General features: G+C 57.3%; 12 protein-coding genes. 9 read left to right on the forward strand and 3 right to left on the reverse strand.

The features are described from left to right. The first annotated feature begins 154 nt into the window (after positions 1-154). The 7 genes from ABJ076_RS15205 (at position 155) to ABJ076_RS15235 (ending at position 8,055) form a co-directional block, all read left to right on the forward strand. The gene (locus ABJ076_RS15205) at positions 155-1,258 is read left to right on the forward strand and encodes a mandelate racemase/muconate lactonizing enzyme family protein (RefSeq protein WP_348184813.1); all 1,104 of its coding nucleotides are present in this window, start codon (positions 155-157) and stop codon (positions 1,256-1,258) included. A 17-nt stretch (positions 1,259-1,275) separates the two neighbouring features. Then, positions 1,276-2,574, forward strand: a complete 1,299-nt coding sequence (locus ABJ076_RS15210; RefSeq protein WP_348184815.1) for an FAD-binding oxidoreductase — start codon at positions 1,276-1,278, stop codon at positions 2,572-2,574. 190 nt (positions 2,575-2,764) lie between these two features. Continuing rightward, positions 2,765-3,835, forward strand: coding sequence for an ABC transporter substrate-binding protein (locus tag ABJ076_RS15215; protein ID WP_348184817.1), 1,071 nt, complete (start codon positions 2,765-2,767; stop codon positions 3,833-3,835). A 101-nt stretch (positions 3,836-3,936) separates the two neighbouring features. Then, complete coding sequence (locus tag ABJ076_RS15220; protein ID WP_348184819.1) at positions 3,937-5,016, forward strand: ABC transporter ATP-binding protein; 1,080 nt, start codon at positions 3,937-3,939, stop codon at positions 5,014-5,016. Between the two features lie 5 nt (positions 5,017-5,021). Then, entirely contained in the window at positions 5,022-5,924 is a 903-nt protein-coding gene (locus ABJ076_RS15225) for an ABC transporter permease (RefSeq protein WP_348184821.1), read from the forward strand. Continuing rightward, positions 5,924-6,739 carry an ABC transporter permease gene (locus ABJ076_RS15230; protein WP_348184823.1) on the forward strand — a complete coding sequence of 272 codons (816 nt, stop codon included), beginning with the start codon at positions 5,924-5,926 and terminating at the stop codon, positions 6,737-6,739. The genes ABJ076_RS15225 and ABJ076_RS15230 overlap by 1 nt, the downstream gene beginning before the upstream one ends. Before the next feature lie 83 nt (positions 6,740-6,822). Then, the gene (locus tag ABJ076_RS15235) at positions 6,823-8,055 is read left to right on the forward strand and encodes an MFS transporter (RefSeq protein ID WP_348184825.1); all 1,233 of its coding nucleotides are present in this window, start codon (positions 6,823-6,825) and stop codon (positions 8,053-8,055) included. 5 nt (positions 8,056-8,060) lie between these two features. On the opposite strand, the gene ABJ076_RS15240 is transcribed toward ABJ076_RS15235, so the two are convergent. Further along, complete coding sequence (locus tag ABJ076_RS15240) at positions 8,061-10,469, reverse strand: HAMP domain-containing methyl-accepting chemotaxis protein (protein ID WP_348184827.1); 2,409 nt, start codon at positions 10,467-10,469, stop codon at positions 8,061-8,063. A gap of 159 nt (positions 10,470-10,628) precedes the next feature. Between ABJ076_RS15240 and ABJ076_RS15245 the strand changes: the two genes are divergently transcribed. Then, a complete protein-coding gene (locus tag ABJ076_RS15245) occupies positions 10,629-11,201 on the forward strand; it encodes a hypothetical protein (protein WP_348184829.1) in 573 nt (190 codons plus the stop codon). A 61-nt stretch (positions 11,202-11,262) separates the two neighbouring features. Here ABJ076_RS15245 and ABJ076_RS15250 read toward each other — a convergent pair whose 3' ends face one another. Together ABJ076_RS15250 and ABJ076_RS15255 are read right to left on the reverse strand one after the other, a co-directional pair. Further along, a complete protein-coding gene (locus ABJ076_RS15250; RefSeq protein WP_348184831.1) occupies positions 11,263-12,462 on the reverse strand; it encodes an acyl-CoA dehydrogenase family protein in 1,200 nt (399 codons plus the stop codon). A 69-nt stretch (positions 12,463-12,531) separates the two neighbouring features. Continuing rightward, the gene (locus ABJ076_RS15255; protein WP_348184833.1) at positions 12,532-14,133 is read right to left on the reverse strand and encodes a GMC family oxidoreductase N-terminal domain-containing protein; all 1,602 of its coding nucleotides are present in this window, start codon (positions 14,131-14,133) and stop codon (positions 12,532-12,534) included. A gap of 168 nt (positions 14,134-14,301) precedes the next feature. Here ABJ076_RS15255 and ABJ076_RS15260 point away from each other — a divergent pair, with 168 nt between their 5' ends. Next, positions 14,302-15,123, forward strand: a complete 822-nt coding sequence (locus tag ABJ076_RS15260) for a CoA transferase (RefSeq protein ID WP_348184835.1) — start codon at positions 14,302-14,304, stop codon at positions 15,121-15,123.

Below are 15,123 nucleotides of genomic sequence, written 5' to 3' on the forward strand. Positions count from 1 at the left end.
GCGAATGTTTTGCAATGTTGCCAAAAATTGGTTTGGCTATATGTCGATAATGGACCTTAAATTCCATCCAAATTGCTCGTCAAGATGACTCGTCATTCAGTCTCTGCTGGGCTGCTAATTTCCGCTTTTGATCCAAACGCATGGGAAGCCACGGATGAAAATCACGAAGATCGAGACCTTCAGCACGGAGTTCGTTGGTTTCGTAAAAGTGACCACCGAAGACGGCAGCGAAGGCTGGGGGCAGGTTTCGACCTATAACTCGGATATCTCCTCCCTCGTCCTGCATCGGCAGGTGGCGCCTTATGCGCTCGGATGGGATGCGTTCGATCTGAATGGGCTGGTCGATATCATACCGGAGAAGGAGCACAAGTTTCCCGGCGCCTATCTGCGTCGGGCCATCGGCGGCGTCGATACGGCGCTCTGGGACCTCTACGGCAAGCGCGAGAACAAGACCGTTTGCGAGCTTCTTGGCGGCTCACCCAGGCCACTTCGGGTTTATGCGTCCAGCATGCGGCGCGATATCACTCCGGAGGATGAAGTCGAACGGCTCAAGAAACTGCAGGACGAATGCGGCTACGACGCTTTCAAGATCAGGGTCGGCAGTGAATACGGTCACGATGTCGATGAATGGCCTGGTCGGACCGAGGCCATAATCATTGCGATGGGCGCGGCCTTTGGCGGGAAGGCAACCTTGTTGGCCGACGCCAACAGCTGTTTCACACCGGCCCGGGCGATCGAGGTTGGCCGGATGCTTGAGGATAATGGATTCTCTCATTTCGAAGAACCTTGCCCTTACTGGGAGCTCGACTGGACGAAGGAAGTTACTGACGCGCTCGACATCGACGTCACCGGCGGAGAGCAGGACTGTGATTTGGCGACTTGGCGCCGCATGGCGTCTATGGGGGCGGTCAATGTGCTGCAGCCTGACATCTGCTATCTCGGCGGCATCGCTCGGACCATGCGGGTTGCGGAGCTGGCGAAGCGGTACGAGATGGCCTGCACGCCGCATTCGGCGAACCTCTCGCTTGTTACCATCTTCACGCTGCATCTGATGGGCGCGATAGAGGCGGCGGGACCCTATGTGGAATTTGCCATTGAAGGGCTCGATTACTATCCATGGCAGAAAGACCTTTATGATCCGTTCCCGATAGCCAAAGACGGCAAGGTTCAAATACCCTCGGAGCCGGGCTGGGGCATTCAGATCAGGCGCGATTGGCTGGAAAATGCGCAATATCAGTGCAGCGAGCTCGATAGCTGAAACGCGGACACGGAACCATGCAGAGCGACATCTTTACCGAGGATTTCAAGACTGAGCCTTACTGGTGGGAGAGGACTCCGAGGCCTGATATCAGTGCCCCGCCGCTTCCGGAGAAGGCGGATGTCGTTATCGTCGGGGCAGGCTATACCGGTCTTTCCGCAGCCTTGGTGCTGGCCCGTGCGGGGCGTTCCGTTCTGGTCTTCGATGCTGAGGATGCGGGATGGGGCTGCAGTACTCGGAATGGCGGGCAGATCAGCCGGTCGGTCAAACCGGGATATGAGCAACTCACCCGGCGTTACGGCGCAAACACAGCTTTTGAGATCATTCGCGAAGGCTCGCGGGCCTTGGAATGGGTAGAAGGTTTTGTCGCATCGGAAAATATCCAATGTGACTTCGCGGTACCTGGGAAATTCACCGGTGCCCACAATCCAACCCAGTTCGAAGCCATGGCCCGGGCCGCCAAGAACCAGCCCGAGGGTCTCGAAGAACCGCTTGAGGTCGTCACGAGAGCGGAGCAACAGCGTGAGCTTGGGACCGACGCTTATTACGGCGGCATCGTAAACACCAGCGCGGCATCGCTCGATCCGGCAATGTTCCATCAAGGGATGCTGCAAAGGGTCCGCGAGGCTGGTGTCACGGTTATGACGCATTGCCCTGTTACCGAAATCGAAGAATCTGCTCCGGGCTTCCGGGTGAAGGTGCCTGGCGGCATTGTGCGGGCCCGCAACGTGCTTGTCGCCACCAATGGCTATACGGGCGCGGAATCAGGCTGGCAGCGCCGGCGGGTCATTCCTATCGGCAGCTATGTTATCGCAACCGATGCTATTCCCAAGGGTCTGATGGACCGGATTATGCCGACAGACCGGATGCTCGGGGATAGCCGAAAGGTCGTCTACTATTACCGTCCGTCGCCTGATCGCAGCCGTATCGTGTTCGGGGGGCGCGTTTCCAGCAGCGAAACCGATCCGCTCAAAAGCGCTCCATTGCTGCGTCAGGAGCTGATCCGGCTCTTCCCGGAGTTGTCAGGTGTTCGGGTCAGTCATTCATGGATGGGATTTGTCGCTTACACCTTCGATACGCTTGCCCATGTCGGCTGTCATGAAAACATCCACTATGCGATGGGATACTGCGGGTCGGGTGTATCCATGTCGGGATATTTGGGGATGAGGGTTGCGCAGCAGATGCTGGGGCTGAAGGAAGGCCGGACCGGGTTCGACGTGATCAGTTTTCCCTCGCGTCCACTTTATACCGGACGACCCTGGTTTTTGTCCGCATCCGTCGCATTTTACAGGTGGCGCGATGGCCTCAACAGGTAATTGGAAAGCGAATAAGGGCGAGAAGTTTTGGCAAGATTGGTCTGATGTTTTATTGAGAATGGATCTGTTGTTAAGTCCAATTGAGGCCTTCAATTCCCGATAGTGGGCAGGATTGAAATCAATCCGGGAGCCGGGCGGGGATGCCCGGCTTTGAAAAAGACCCAGAAATCGAACAGCGGAGAACGTTCTTATGACGAAGAAGACAGAATTCTCACGTCGTGGCTTGCTGGCGGTTGCCGCAGGCGCCATGGCGATGTCCATGACGGCAATTCCCGCTCAGGCGGATGGCTCGGTGACTGTTGCCTCCTGGGGCGGCTCGTATCAGAAAGCGCAAAGCCTCGCGCTGTTTCAGCCGGCGTCGAAGTCTATGGGTATCACCGTGAAGGAAGAGACCTACGGCGGTATGTCCGACGTGCGTCTGAAAGTGAAGGCCGGTGCGGTGTCCTGGGACATTGTCTCCAGTGGTTCCGGGAGTGCTGCGCGCGCTGCAGCCGAAGGCCTGCTTGAGAAACTGGATTACAGTGTTATCGATGTCTCGGATTTTTATCCGACGCTGAAGACAGACTATTGCGTTGGCAGCGATGTTTTCTCGACTGTGATGGCATTCAACACGGCCACCTTTGGCGATAGTGGGCCGAAGAGCTGGGCAGATTTCTGGGATGTAAAGAAATTCCCGGGTAAGCGGGCTTATCGCAACAAGGTTGCCGGTGCGCTCGAGCCTGCACTGATGGCGGACGGTGTTGCGCCGGCTGATGTCTACAAGGTTCTGGATTCCGAGGAAGGCATCAAGCGCGCCTTGGACAAGATCCGCGAGCTTAAGCCGGAAATTGCTGTCTGGTGGAAGTCTGGCGCCCAGCATGCGCAGCTCATGAAAGACGGCGAAGTCGATATGACGACTGGCTGGAACGGCCGCTTCGACGTGGCCAAGAAGGATGGCGCGAAAGTCGCCTATACGTTCAATCAGGGCCTGCTCGACTATGATTGTTTCGCTATTCCGAAAGGCGCTCCGAACAAAGATCTGGCCATGAAGTTCCTGGCCGAAGTGAGCAAGCCGGAAATCCAGGCAAACCTGCCTAAGCACATCACGTATGGTCCGACCAACAAGAAGGCCTACGAGATCGGCAAGATCGACGACAAGATGGCGCGTATGATGCCGTCTCACCCTGAAAATGCGGCAATGCAGCTTCCTGTCAGCCTCGCCTGGTACGCCAAGTGGGAGCAGAAAGCCGCTGCCATGTATCAGGATATGCTGACCGAATAGCGTTAGCGCTTCCGAACGGACGTGGACGGCGGTTCTCTGCCGTCCCGTCGCCGGCTTTGTCCGGCTATGTTATCATTCCAGCGACAATCGGTGATTCTGGCATGTCGAAGCAGCAAGCGCTTCCGATCTCTATTTCCGGTCTGACGAAGGCCTATGGCGATATTTTCGCCCTGAACAGTGTCGACCTGGAAGTTCAGAGCGGTGAATTTCTGACGCTGCTGGGTCCATCCGGCTCGGGTAAGACCACATTGTTGATGGCACTCGCGGGGTTCACCCGGCCGGATTACGGAAGCATCCGTTTCGGAGAAGACGAAATCATCTCCATGCCGCCGCACAAACGCGGTGTAGGCATGGTGTTCCAGAACTACGCGCTGTTCCCGCATATGACCGTCGCCGCGAATGTTGGCTATCCGCTGAAGCTTCGGAAGACATCGAAGGCTGAGACCGAAAAACTTGTGGCGGACGCTCTGGAAACCGTTCAGCTCGGCGGCTATGGCGAGCGCCGGGTCAGTCAGCTTTCTGGTGGTCAGAAACAACGTGTGGCGCTTGCCCGCGCCATCGTTTTCAGCCCGCGCATCCTGTTGATGGATGAACCGTTGTCCGCGCTCGACAAGAATTTGCGCGAGCATATGCAGATCGAACTGCGTCATTTGCACGAGAAACTGGGCATGACCACGGTCTATGTGACCCACGATCAGCGCGAGGCGCTGACCATGTCGGACCGCATTGCGGTGATCAATCACGGCCGGCTTATGCAGCTGGATACTCCGCGCACGATTTACGAGCGGCCGGCCAACCGTTTCATCGCCGAGTTCATCGGCGAGTCCACCTTTCTGCAGGTTGACCGCGATGGAGACCGGGTAAGCTTTTCCGGATCGGAACTGAAAACGGGAGCGCTCCCTGCTCAAGGCAAACTGTCTCTTGTCATCCGGCCGGAACGTCTGAGCGTCCTCGATGGCCCGGTACCAGAGGATACCAATGTTTTTTCCGGTACCATCCGGGAGATGGTTTATCAGGGCGATACGGTCCTGGCCTATGTCACGCTTGCGGATGGGACGGACCTGACCGTCCGGGCCGGAACCCGTTCGGGCGAGCCGATAGAGAAAGCCTCTGTCGGGGATAAGGTCGAGCTTGGCCTGAAAAGCGCGGACGCCGTTCTGATCCCGCGTGAGGAGGGGTGAACTCGATGACCGAGGTAAGTATCGGATCGGATTCCCGTGCCAACGAGGGGACTCTTCTGAAGCAGTCCAGAAGAGAGGAATGGGCGCTGCTTGGGCTGGCATCGCCCGCGATACTGACTGTTCTGATTGTCATGGTTCTTCCGGTCGGCTGGCTGTTCTACCTGTCTTTTCTGGCTGATGACGGCAGTTTCTCGCTCGAGCATTACAATCGGATGCTGGAGAGCAAGTCCTACGGCCGGATTTTTGTAACGACGTTTGAGGTTAGCTTCATAACCACTGGCCTCTGCATCCTGATCGGCTATCCGCTGGCCTACTTCCTCTCGCAACTCTCCGCGCGCATGGCCGCGATCTGTATGCTGACCGTGTTGTTGCCGTTCTGGACCTCGCTTCTGGTCCGGACATACGCCTGGCTGGTGCTGTTGCAGCGCAAGGGACTGATCAATAGCTGGGGAATTGATCTCGGGCTCTGGGATGAGCCTCTGAAACTGGTGCACAACCTGAATGGCACGCTGATCGGCATGGTACACATCATGTTGCCGTTTCTGGTGCTACCGCTCTACGGCTCCATGAAAGCGATCAGTGCCGATTACCTGAAAGCCTCATCCAATCTTGGGGCTGGCCCGGTGCAGACCTTCTGGAATATCTTTTTCCCGCTGTCGCTGCCGGGTCTGTTCGCCGGTGCGCTGATCGTCTTCGTGCTCTGCCTCGGTTTCTTCGTCACTCCAGCGGTGCTCGGCGGTGGCAAAGTCATTATGGTCTCCATGCAGATCACCAGCAATATCGAGCTGTTCTTCAATTGGGGCGCTGCCAGTGCGCTTGGCGTTGTTCTGCTGGTCATAACCCTAGCGATCTTGCTGGCAGCTTCCCGGTTGCTGAAACTCGACAGCGTGCTTGGGGGAGGTCATTGATGAGTTGGTTGAATAAGCCCGCTTCCGAGACCCAGGTCACCCACGGACAGCGTCTCTGGCTCTACATTCTAGCGACGGTGATCATGATCCTACTGGTCGCACCGACGGTGATCGTGATCCCGATGTCTTTCTCAGCGTCGCAATATCTCGAGTTCCCACCACGGGAGTGGTCGCTCCGCTGGTATGAGCATTATCTCAATTCGCCGGAATGGATTCAGGCGACCTGGACGTCGTTGAAAGCCGGGTTCTTTACCATGTGTGTGGCAACACCGGTAGGCACAGCTGCCGCCTACGGCTTATTCGTGACTAAGCATCCGCTCAGTCGGATGTTCTATGTCCTCCTGATCACACCGATTATGATCCCCGTCATTCTGATCGCCATCGCGGCCTTCTACGTTTTCGTGCAGATCAGGATGGTCAACAGCATGTTCGGGCTGGTGATCGCGCATTCCATCCTGGCGCTGCCGCTGGTTTTGATCGTGATAAGCGCGGCTCTGAAGAGCTTTGATATGAACCTGGAAATGGCGGCCCGCAGCCTCGGCGCGTCGCGCTTCACGGCCTTTATGGACGTGACTTTGCCGCAGATCCGTTTTTCAGTCCTGACCGCAGCTCTCTTGTCCTTCCTGACGTCGTTCGACGAAGTGATCGTCGCCATGTTTGTTTCGGGCGGTGACAACTCGACCCTGACCCGAAACATGTTCAATGCGCTCCGGGACCAGATTGATCCGACCATTGCGTCAATCTCGACCATCATGATCGTGATTTCCTCCTCGCTCCTGATCCTGACCCAGCTTTTCAGGAAAACGCGTGACTGAAGTGCCGGAGCGGCGTCTTCCGAAAGCAACCTTCAGGCCATAGTCTGGCAGCTCGACATTGATCGCTGCCGGAGAGTTTCCAGATGCGGCTGTTACGCGGAGCGGGAGTTGCCACGATTGGCGCTCTCGGTGTTCTCGCCTTATGTCTCGGCATGACAGCACTCGGTCGAGGGGCAGGGGAAAGCTATGCCGTCTTTCTACTCCCTTTGTCGGGAGAGCTTGGCTGGGATCGCTCATCGGCAACCTCTGTCTATTCGCTCTTCATGGCTGCGACCGGTTTCTTCGCACCGCTGGCGGGCCACCTGTTCGACCGGTTTGGCGGTCGCCTGGTCTATGCAGTGGGGCTCGGAGCGCTTGCGGTCGGTTATTTTGCTGCCGGATCTCTTTCCCAGCTTTGGCAGTTCCAGATTGCGATTGGTGGCTTCTGCGGTTTTGGGGCCGCGCTGATCGGCCTCGCTCCGGCACAGGCTGTCGTGAGTCGCTGGTTCGACAAAGGTCTGGCGACGGCACTTTCCATGACCTATGGCGGGCTCGGTATCGGCACCCTGATCATGGCGCCACTGGCGGAATACCTGATCGCCAGTCAGGGGTGGCGGAACGCCTATGGCTGGTATGCCCTGGTTTTCGCGGTCTTGTGCGGTTTTGTGCTGTTCCTGCCCTGGCGCCGGATCGCGGAAGGCGCTCCCGGCAACCCGCGTCGTCATATCGCAGCGGCGGGCCGGTCGGGGCCTACTTTGAAGGCCGCATTGAAGTCCCTGGAGTTCTGGGCTTTTTTCATAATTTTTTTCGTCACTGCCGTTTCGATTTACGGCATCAGTCTGCAATCGGTTGCCTATCTGGTCAGCGGGGGCATGAGCGAGCAGCAGGCCGCCTTCGCATTCGGTACGGCGGGGATGTTGTCTTTCTTCGGGATGACGGCGACCGGGATGGCGGCGGATCGGTTCGGGCATAGGATCGTCGCGACGAGCAGCTATGGACTTACCGTGATCGGCATCGGAGCGCTTGCGCTGGTGCCGACAGACAGTTCGGGCATTTCGTTGGTTGTATTTATTGTCTGCTTTGGTCTCAGCATGGGGGCCCGGGGACCGATCATCACGACACTGATGGCGCGCCGTTTCTCCGGATCAGGCATCGGCGCCATTCTCGGAGCCGCGAATTTCGGGCAGGGCCTGGGAGCTGCCTCAGGTGCCTTTTTTTCGGGCCTGTTGTTTGACCTTACCGGCGGCTACACAGCCGCTTTCATCGGCTGCACTCTGGCAGCGCTGATCGGGGCGGGCCTTTTCTGGACTGTTGGCACCGCACCCGATGCTGACTAACGCGTCTACTTCTGACGAACTTCAACAAGGAATTCCTCGACCTGGCGGTTAAGGTTCTCGATTTGCGTCGTGAGCTCGCGCGCCCGTTCGCTGACCGCATCGGCGGCGCTGCCGGAGACTTCAGCACTAGAGTTCACGCCTTCGATATTGCGGGCAACATCATCCGCACTAACGCTGGCCTCTTCGATATTGCGGGCGATTTCCTGCGTCGCGGACGTCTGCTCTTCCATTGCGGCCGCGATGCTGGCCGAGATTTCGCCAAGCTCTTCAATAACTTTCGACACAGATTCCATGTTCACGGAAGCGCTGTCGGTTTCCTGCTGAATGGCAGCCACGCGTTCGGAGACGCGTTCTGTTGCCTGCGCGGTCTGCGTCGCCAGGTTTTTCACTTCGGAGGCGACCACGGCGAAACCTTTACCGGCATCACCTGCACGCGCAGCCTCGATCGTGGCATTGAGGGCAAGCAAATTGGTCTGTTCGGCAATTTCCTGGATCAGCTGCACGACTTCGGTGATCTCGCCAACGGCTTTGCGCAGATTTCCCATCAGGGCGACGGATTGTTCCGCCCGCTGGGAGGCATCGTTTGATTTCTCATTGGAAACTGCAATCTGGCGGCTGATTTCCTGAATAGATGAGGTTAACTCGGATGTCGCCGCTGCCACGGTCTGAACATTAGAACTGGCCTCGGTTGATGCCGCGGAGACAGCGGCTGCTTGATCGTGCGTCTGGGCGATCGCCTGACTCACTTCACCTGCAGATCCTTCCATTGTGCCGCCGGCATCGGCGACGCGCTGTGCAATGGACTTCACTGAACTCTCAAAATTGTCCGCAAGCTCCGCCATCTGACGGCGTTTTTCTTCCGCTGTTCGGCGTTCTGACTCTTCCTGTTCGCTTTCCATGCGCTTCATCTCGGTTGCGTTGTCCTTGAAGACTTGAACCGCGCGGGCCATTTCGGCGATCTCGTCCTTGCGGTCGATCATAGGAATCTCACTTTCGAGATCGCCGTCGGCGAGACCCTTCATGGAACCTGTGATTGCGGATATCGGCCGTACGATGCTGCGGGCAATCAGGAATGCGAGAACGAAACCAATCGCCACGCCGCCGACAGTGCCAAACAGGATCGATTGCACGGATTGTTCTTTCAAATCCTTCAGGTTTTCCAGCTTGTCAGCCTTGAATTTACTGGTGAGTTCTTCGTTTTGCTCCTCTGCCCGGCGCATCTGGGCTTCGATCTCTGCTTGTTTCGCCAAGGCCGCGTCGACCGTGTCAACCTGACTGCGAAAACTCTTTGCCGCTTTGGCTGCATCGATAGCGATCTTACCGAATTCTGCTGGAAGCGCTTTTTTAACGACGAGGGCTTTAGAGAAAACTCGGGAGACTTGGGTGCTGATGGAGGCTCGTATCGCCGCGCGTTCAGCGTCTTCTGTCGTGACAATGTAAGACCGGGTCTCGGTTGCCATCGCCTCCGCTGCGATAACCATTTCAAGGGCCGCAATGCGGGCGTTAGTGGCTTCTGAGCCGCGAATTTTTGCTTCTTCGAATGCGGCGTTTGCGTCCTTAAGAGCGGCCGCTCGGTCTTTCAGGATCTCTTGTGCGGTCTGTGTAAGGGCTTTGCTCGTTTCAGACAGTTTTGCGAACAGGCTTGAAGCCTGGCCGCCTCCATCCGCGATGTCTTCCACAAGGGACGAGAAGAGTTTGCGGTAAGCGACGGTGAGTTGCGCCACTTTTCCTGCGGCCGCTTCAGCCGGTGTACCCTTCGCCGATTTTCGAAGAGATAGCGCATCTAGAAAGAGACGTTTTGTGCCGTTCTCGAGCTCGGTCCGGTTTTGATCATTGCGTTCCAGACGATAGGAAGCTTCGGCGGCGCGGATCGCATTACCATTCGCCAGAAGTGCGTTCGAGGCGTTCATCACAGAGATGCTGCTCTCACGATTTTTCGTCGCCGAATCCTCGGCTTCGCGATTTATGTCGAGCGTTTCCGATGCTACTACGCTCAGCTTTTCTGCACTGTCCTTGATGTCTTCCGCTTCTTTGGCCATGGAGGCGGTGATTGCTTTGGTTTCTATGTTTACAGTGTGTAATTCATCAAGTTTCGCCCGGTAGGAGTCGACTTCCCCGCTCATTTCGGTGATGGCAGAGTCTGTTGTGCCACCTGATGAAATATCAGTTAGCTTCTCGATTGTTTCGTTGATGCCTGTGATTGCCTGACCGAAATACGCCTCCTCTCTACTAAGCGCATAGAGGTCTGTTTGGCTGTTCGCACTGCGGAAGGTATCGACTGCACCCAGCAGGTTGAGGGTGAGCGTGATATCTTTGTCATACCGGGTGAGGCCGAAATATCCGATTAATCCAACGCCGACAGCAATCAAAAGAGTAACAGCGAAGCCCGAAGCGATCCGAAATCCAATGCGCATGGCAAACCCAGACACTGTTGTGGTTTAAAATTATTTAATATCAGAACAATGACGGGCACAATTTAAGAAGGCGTTAACAAAGTTTTGAGCAATATCGTTAATCATATATTCACAAGATTGCTGTTCCATTCCGAAAGGAAGCTGAAGGAGGAGACCCTCATGAAAAAAATGTTGAACGGACTTGCCGTACTCACCTTGACCATGGCTTTTGCCTTGCCAGCGGCGGCAAATGATTTCGAGCCGCAGATCAAGGAATTCTACAACAGCACGGTTAAGGCTTGGCTTACCGACCCGGCAGTAATTGAAGCGATCAAGGCGCAGAACGGAGAAACGTCTGGCTTTGATGCGGCGAAGATCGACACGCTCGACAAGCAGTGGCGCGCCGAAGCAAAAGCGGGTAGTGGCCCGCTCGTGGATAAAGTTTCCGCCAACCCGCTATCGGCTTGGCTGAAGGCGAAGAAGGAAGAGGCAGGCGGAAAGATTGCCGAGGCGTTTGTTATGGACGCAAAGGGGCTTAACGTTGGCTTGAGCGACCTGACATCCGACTACATGCAGGGCGATGAAGGCAAGCATCAGAAAACATATGGTTCCGGCGGCGATGCGCTCTTCATTGACGAGGTTGAGTTCGACGAAAGCTCTGGCGCTTTCCAGTCTCAGATGTCCGCGACGATCAGTGATGGCGGTAAGCCAATTGGAGCCATCACCATCGGTGTGAACGTCGAAAAGCTCTAAACGATTGCTCTGACGAAAGATCTTTTCTGAGAGGCCGCCTTCGGGCGGCCTTTTCATTTATTCAGGTCAGCTGGCTCCTGAGTGGATTCATCACAGGGTGCCGGTTTGCGGTTTTGAAGCCGAGTGCGTCCTCTGCGATCAGAATTCGCTGTACGTTCGGGGTCCCTTCGCCGACCGTTAGCATGTTCACGTAGGCCGTAAATGTATTGATCGGATACTCCTCTGCGAGCGCATAGGCCGCGAATGTGTCCCTGGCGGTTTGAGCAGCTTTCTGGGCGACTTCCGAAGCCAGATATTTTGCCCGCGCCGCTGCCCTTGTCGAGCGTTCTCCCTTATCCATCAGCCAGGCCATACGACGCATCATGAGACGCGCGGCATCAATGCCGACGGCAACATCGGCTATCGGGTGCTGGACCATTTGGTATGCGCCGATTTTTTGCCCTCCCACCTCGCGTTCCTGTGCATAGCGCAAGGTCTCATCGAAGCAGGCTTGAGCGAGACCGACGAGCCGCCCGGAAACGGTCAGGCGCCCATATTCCAGGGCATTGAGCGCAATTTTCAACCCATCACCCTCACGGCCGAGCAAATTCTCCGCCGGTACCCGGAAATCCTCCAGAAAGACCTCGCAGGAACGCAGGCAGTTGGACAGAGGCCGCATCTCGATCGGCCGGGCAGTGAACCCCGGAGAGCTCTTCGGCTCAACGATGAATGCCGAGATACCGCGCTTTCCAGCAGCGGGATCTGTTCTTGCGAAAAGCACACCCACGTCGGCTGCATTGGAGAAAGTAATCCAGATCTTGGAGCCGTTCAGCACATAGCTGTCGCCGACGCGCTTTGCCACGGTCCGCATCGCGCCGCCAGGATCGGAACCGCCGCCGGGCTCAGTCAGTGCGAACATGCCGATTTTGCGGCCCGAGATCAGCTCCGGAACGAAATGCCGCGCCTGCTCCTCGGTTCCCCAGTTCAGAATGGTGAACGGGCAGGTCATGGCCTGCATGTTCATGGCATAGCCAAAACCCGGCGAGAGACGGGAAATCTCCTCGGCGATCGCGCCAACAGCAGAAAACCCCAAAGCGGTACCGCCCAATTCTTCGGGAAAGGCGGCGCCGAACAAACCCGCATCACCCATCGCCCGAATGATCTCATAGGGAAAGTCACCTGAGGCTTCATAAACGGCAATCTTCGGGGCTATCTCGGCTTCGTAGACGCGGCGCACCGTATTACGCACGGCTTCAATGACTGGATCCTCGCTGAAATCCATCCTGTTCTCTCCCTAGGATCCATTTGTGTCTTACGGGGCCGTATATTTAGGGCATCGCAGTGAACGTCATTATCCCTGGTTGTCGTCTAAAATCATTGCCGAGGCTTTCTCGCCTATCATCATGGCCGGCGCGTTGGTGTTGCCGGAGACAACAGTTGGCATGATTGAGCAGTCGGCGACCCGTAATCCCGCTATGCCGTGGACCCGCAACCGGGCATCGACCACGGCTTTCGGATCGGAGCCCATCCGGCAGGTGCTGGTCGGGTGGAAGATGGTGCCGCCTTTTTCGCGGGCATAGGCGAGGAGACCGTCGTCATCTGCGCGGTCGAGGCCGGGCTCGTATTCGTTTTTCAGATACTTTTTGAAAGCTGGGGACTGAGAAATCTTCCGGCTAAGTTTCATGCCGTCGATGATTGTCCGCCGGTCTCCCTCGGTCGAAAGGTAATTCGGCTTGATGCTCGGATAGTCTCGCGGATTACCCGACTGTACCATGATAGTGCCCCGGCTCTCCGGGCGGAGTTGGCAGATTGAGGAGGTGACGCCGGGGAAGGGGTGCAGCATCTGGCCCGGCTTGTCCGCGCTGAACGGGATGAGGTGGAACTGGATGTCCGGCGTTTCCAGTTCCTCCCGGGTCTTGGTGAAGACATAGACCTGACCCGCGCTGACGGTGAGCGGGCCGCTTCGGGTGAGGGCATATTGCAGGCCCATGGCGATCCGCTTCAGCGGATTGCCGACATCGGTATTGAGAGATTCAAGGCCGTCCAGCTCATAGATCGCCCGGACCTGAAAGTGGTCTTGCAAATCGTCGCCGACACCGGGCAGCTCATGCTGTACCGGAATGCCGACGCTGCGCAGATGCTCCGCCGGACCGATACCCGACAGTTGCAGCAGCTGAGGGGAGTTGATGGCCCCGCCGCAAAGTACGATTTCGCGCGTTGCCTCTGCACTGTATTCGATGCCGTCGCGTAGATAGGTGATGCGGCTCGCGCGTCCGTCCTTCAGATCAAGCTTAGAGGCGAGGGCGCGGGTTTCGATATGCAGGTTCTTCCGGTTTTTGACCGGATTGAGAAAAGCGACTGCGGCACTGCATCGGCGGCCATTCCGGCTGGTTGTCTGATAATAGCCGGCACCGTCCTGGACTGCCCCGTTGTAATCCTCGTTACGCGGAATGCCGACTTCCTCGCAGGCTTCAAGGAAGGCCTCGCAGACTGGCCGCCGGTCGGTGATGTCGGAGACAGAGAGCGGCCCGTCGCCTCCACGCAACTCATTCCCGCCGCGCTCGAAGCTTTCGGACTTCTTGAAAAAGGGGAGCACGTCATCCCAGCCCCAGCCTTCGTTGCCAAGCTGGCGCCAGTGATCGTAGTCCCGATGCTGGCCACGGACATAGAGCAGACCGTTGATGGAGCTTGAGCCGCCGAGCACGCGGCCACGCGGCCAGACCATCACCCGGTCGTTCACGCCAGCATCGGGTTCTGTCTCGTAACCCCATGAAATATCGGGATGATACATGGTGCGATAATAACCGACCGGGATGTGGATCCAGGGATTGCGGTCCTTGCCGCCGGCTTCCAGCAGGAGGACGCGGTTTTTAGGATCGGTGGACAGCCGGTTGGCAACGACGCAGCCAGCCGAGCCCGCACCGACAACGATATAGTCGTAAACTTCGCTCACCCCGTTACTCCCCTGGTACTTTAATCGCTTCATTTGCTGGGAGAATATGCGTCCGGTCGATTGCCGTCGATTGATTTGCAGCCTACTGCTTTGGAAACGATGTCATGACGGGTTGCCGCTTTATTCCGGTACCCGTTCGCGTAGGATGCGGGAAACATTCTGGGAGGAATGACGATGGATGCCATCCGGCTTGACCTTGAGGGGTTGGCGGCTCGGGTGAGCGACGGTGCGAAAATCGCTTTGCCGCCGGATTACTCGTACTGCGCTATGGCGCTGGTGCGCGCGATCATTGCTCGCAATGTCCGGGATCTTCATCTGGTCGGTGTCCCGGCGCTCGGCTTCCAGGCCGACCAGTTGATCGGCGCCGGATGCGTTGGCACAGTCGAGACGGCTGCTGTCACGCTTGGCGAGTTTGGTTTGGCGCCCCGGTTCAGTGCATCCATCAAGGCCGCTTCTATTCGCATGCTGGACGCGACCTGCCCGGCAATCCATGCTGGTTTGCAGGCGTCCGAGAAGGGCGTGCCGTTCATGCCGTTGCGCGGCGTCATCGGCTCCGATGTCGAGAAACGCCGGGATGACTGGGTCATCGGCCAGAACCCTTTCGCGGAGAACGACCCGATCCTCATGGTCAAGGCGATCCAGCCTGACTTCGCCATGTTTCATGCTCCGCTGGCAGATCGGTTCGGCAATGTTTGGGTTGGTGTCCGGCGCGAGCTGATGTTGATGGCGCACGCGGCGAAATCCAGCCTGGTGACGGCGGAGAAGATCGTCGACGGGAACCTGCTGGACGATCCGGTGCGCGCCGCCGGGACAATCCCTGGGCTTTATGTCGGCGCCATTGCCGAAGCGGAGCAGGGCGCCTGGCCGCTGGGCATTCCGGGCGGCTATGACGCGGACCAGGACGAGCTGGCGCGCTATGTCGATATGGCGCGCACTGAAGAAGGTTTTGCAGCCTATATGGCCGGCACCAAGGCCGTGGCGGCGGAGTGA

It is taken from the genome of Nisaea sp. (genome assembly GCF_039990255.1).
In the GTDB taxonomy this organism is placed as follows: domain Bacteria; phylum Pseudomonadota; class Alphaproteobacteria; order Thalassobaculales; family Thalassobaculaceae; genus Nisaea.

Excerpts from the sequence above, each read along its gene's own strand:
- ABJ076_RS15210 (WP_348184815.1), top strand. The coding sequence starts at position 1,276 with ATGCAGAGCGACATCTTTACCGAGGATTTCAAGACTGAGCCTTACTGG.
- ABJ076_RS15240 (WP_348184827.1), bottom strand. The coding sequence starts at position 10,469 with ATGCGCATTGGATTTCGGATCGCTTCGGGCTTCGCTGTTACTCTTTTG.
- ABJ076_RS15245 (WP_348184829.1), top strand. The coding sequence starts at position 10,629 with ATGAAAAAAATGTTGAACGGACTTGCCGTACTCACCTTGACCATGGCT.
- ABJ076_RS15230 (WP_348184823.1), top strand. The coding sequence starts at position 5,924 with ATGAGTTGGTTGAATAAGCCCGCTTCCGAGACCCAGGTCACCCACGGA.
- ABJ076_RS15205 (WP_348184813.1), top strand. The coding sequence starts at position 155 with ATGAAAATCACGAAGATCGAGACCTTCAGCACGGAGTTCGTTGGTTTC.
- ABJ076_RS15250 (WP_348184831.1), bottom strand. The coding sequence starts at position 12,462 with ATGGATTTCAGCGAGGATCCAGTCATTGAAGCCGTGCGTAATACGGTG.
- ABJ076_RS15260 (WP_348184835.1), top strand. The coding sequence starts at position 14,302 with ATGACGATGGATGCCATCCGGCTTGACCTTGAGGGGTTGGCGGCTCGG.
- ABJ076_RS15215 (WP_348184817.1), top strand. The coding sequence starts at position 2,765 with ATGACGAAGAAGACAGAATTCTCACGTCGTGGCTTGCTGGCGGTTGCC.
- ABJ076_RS15220 (WP_348184819.1), top strand. The coding sequence starts at position 3,937 with ATGTCGAAGCAGCAAGCGCTTCCGATCTCTATTTCCGGTCTGACGAAG.
- ABJ076_RS15225 (WP_348184821.1), top strand. The coding sequence starts at position 5,022 with ATGACCGAGGTAAGTATCGGATCGGATTCCCGTGCCAACGAGGGGACT.
- ABJ076_RS15235 (WP_348184825.1), top strand. The coding sequence starts at position 6,823 with ATGCGGCTGTTACGCGGAGCGGGAGTTGCCACGATTGGCGCTCTCGGT.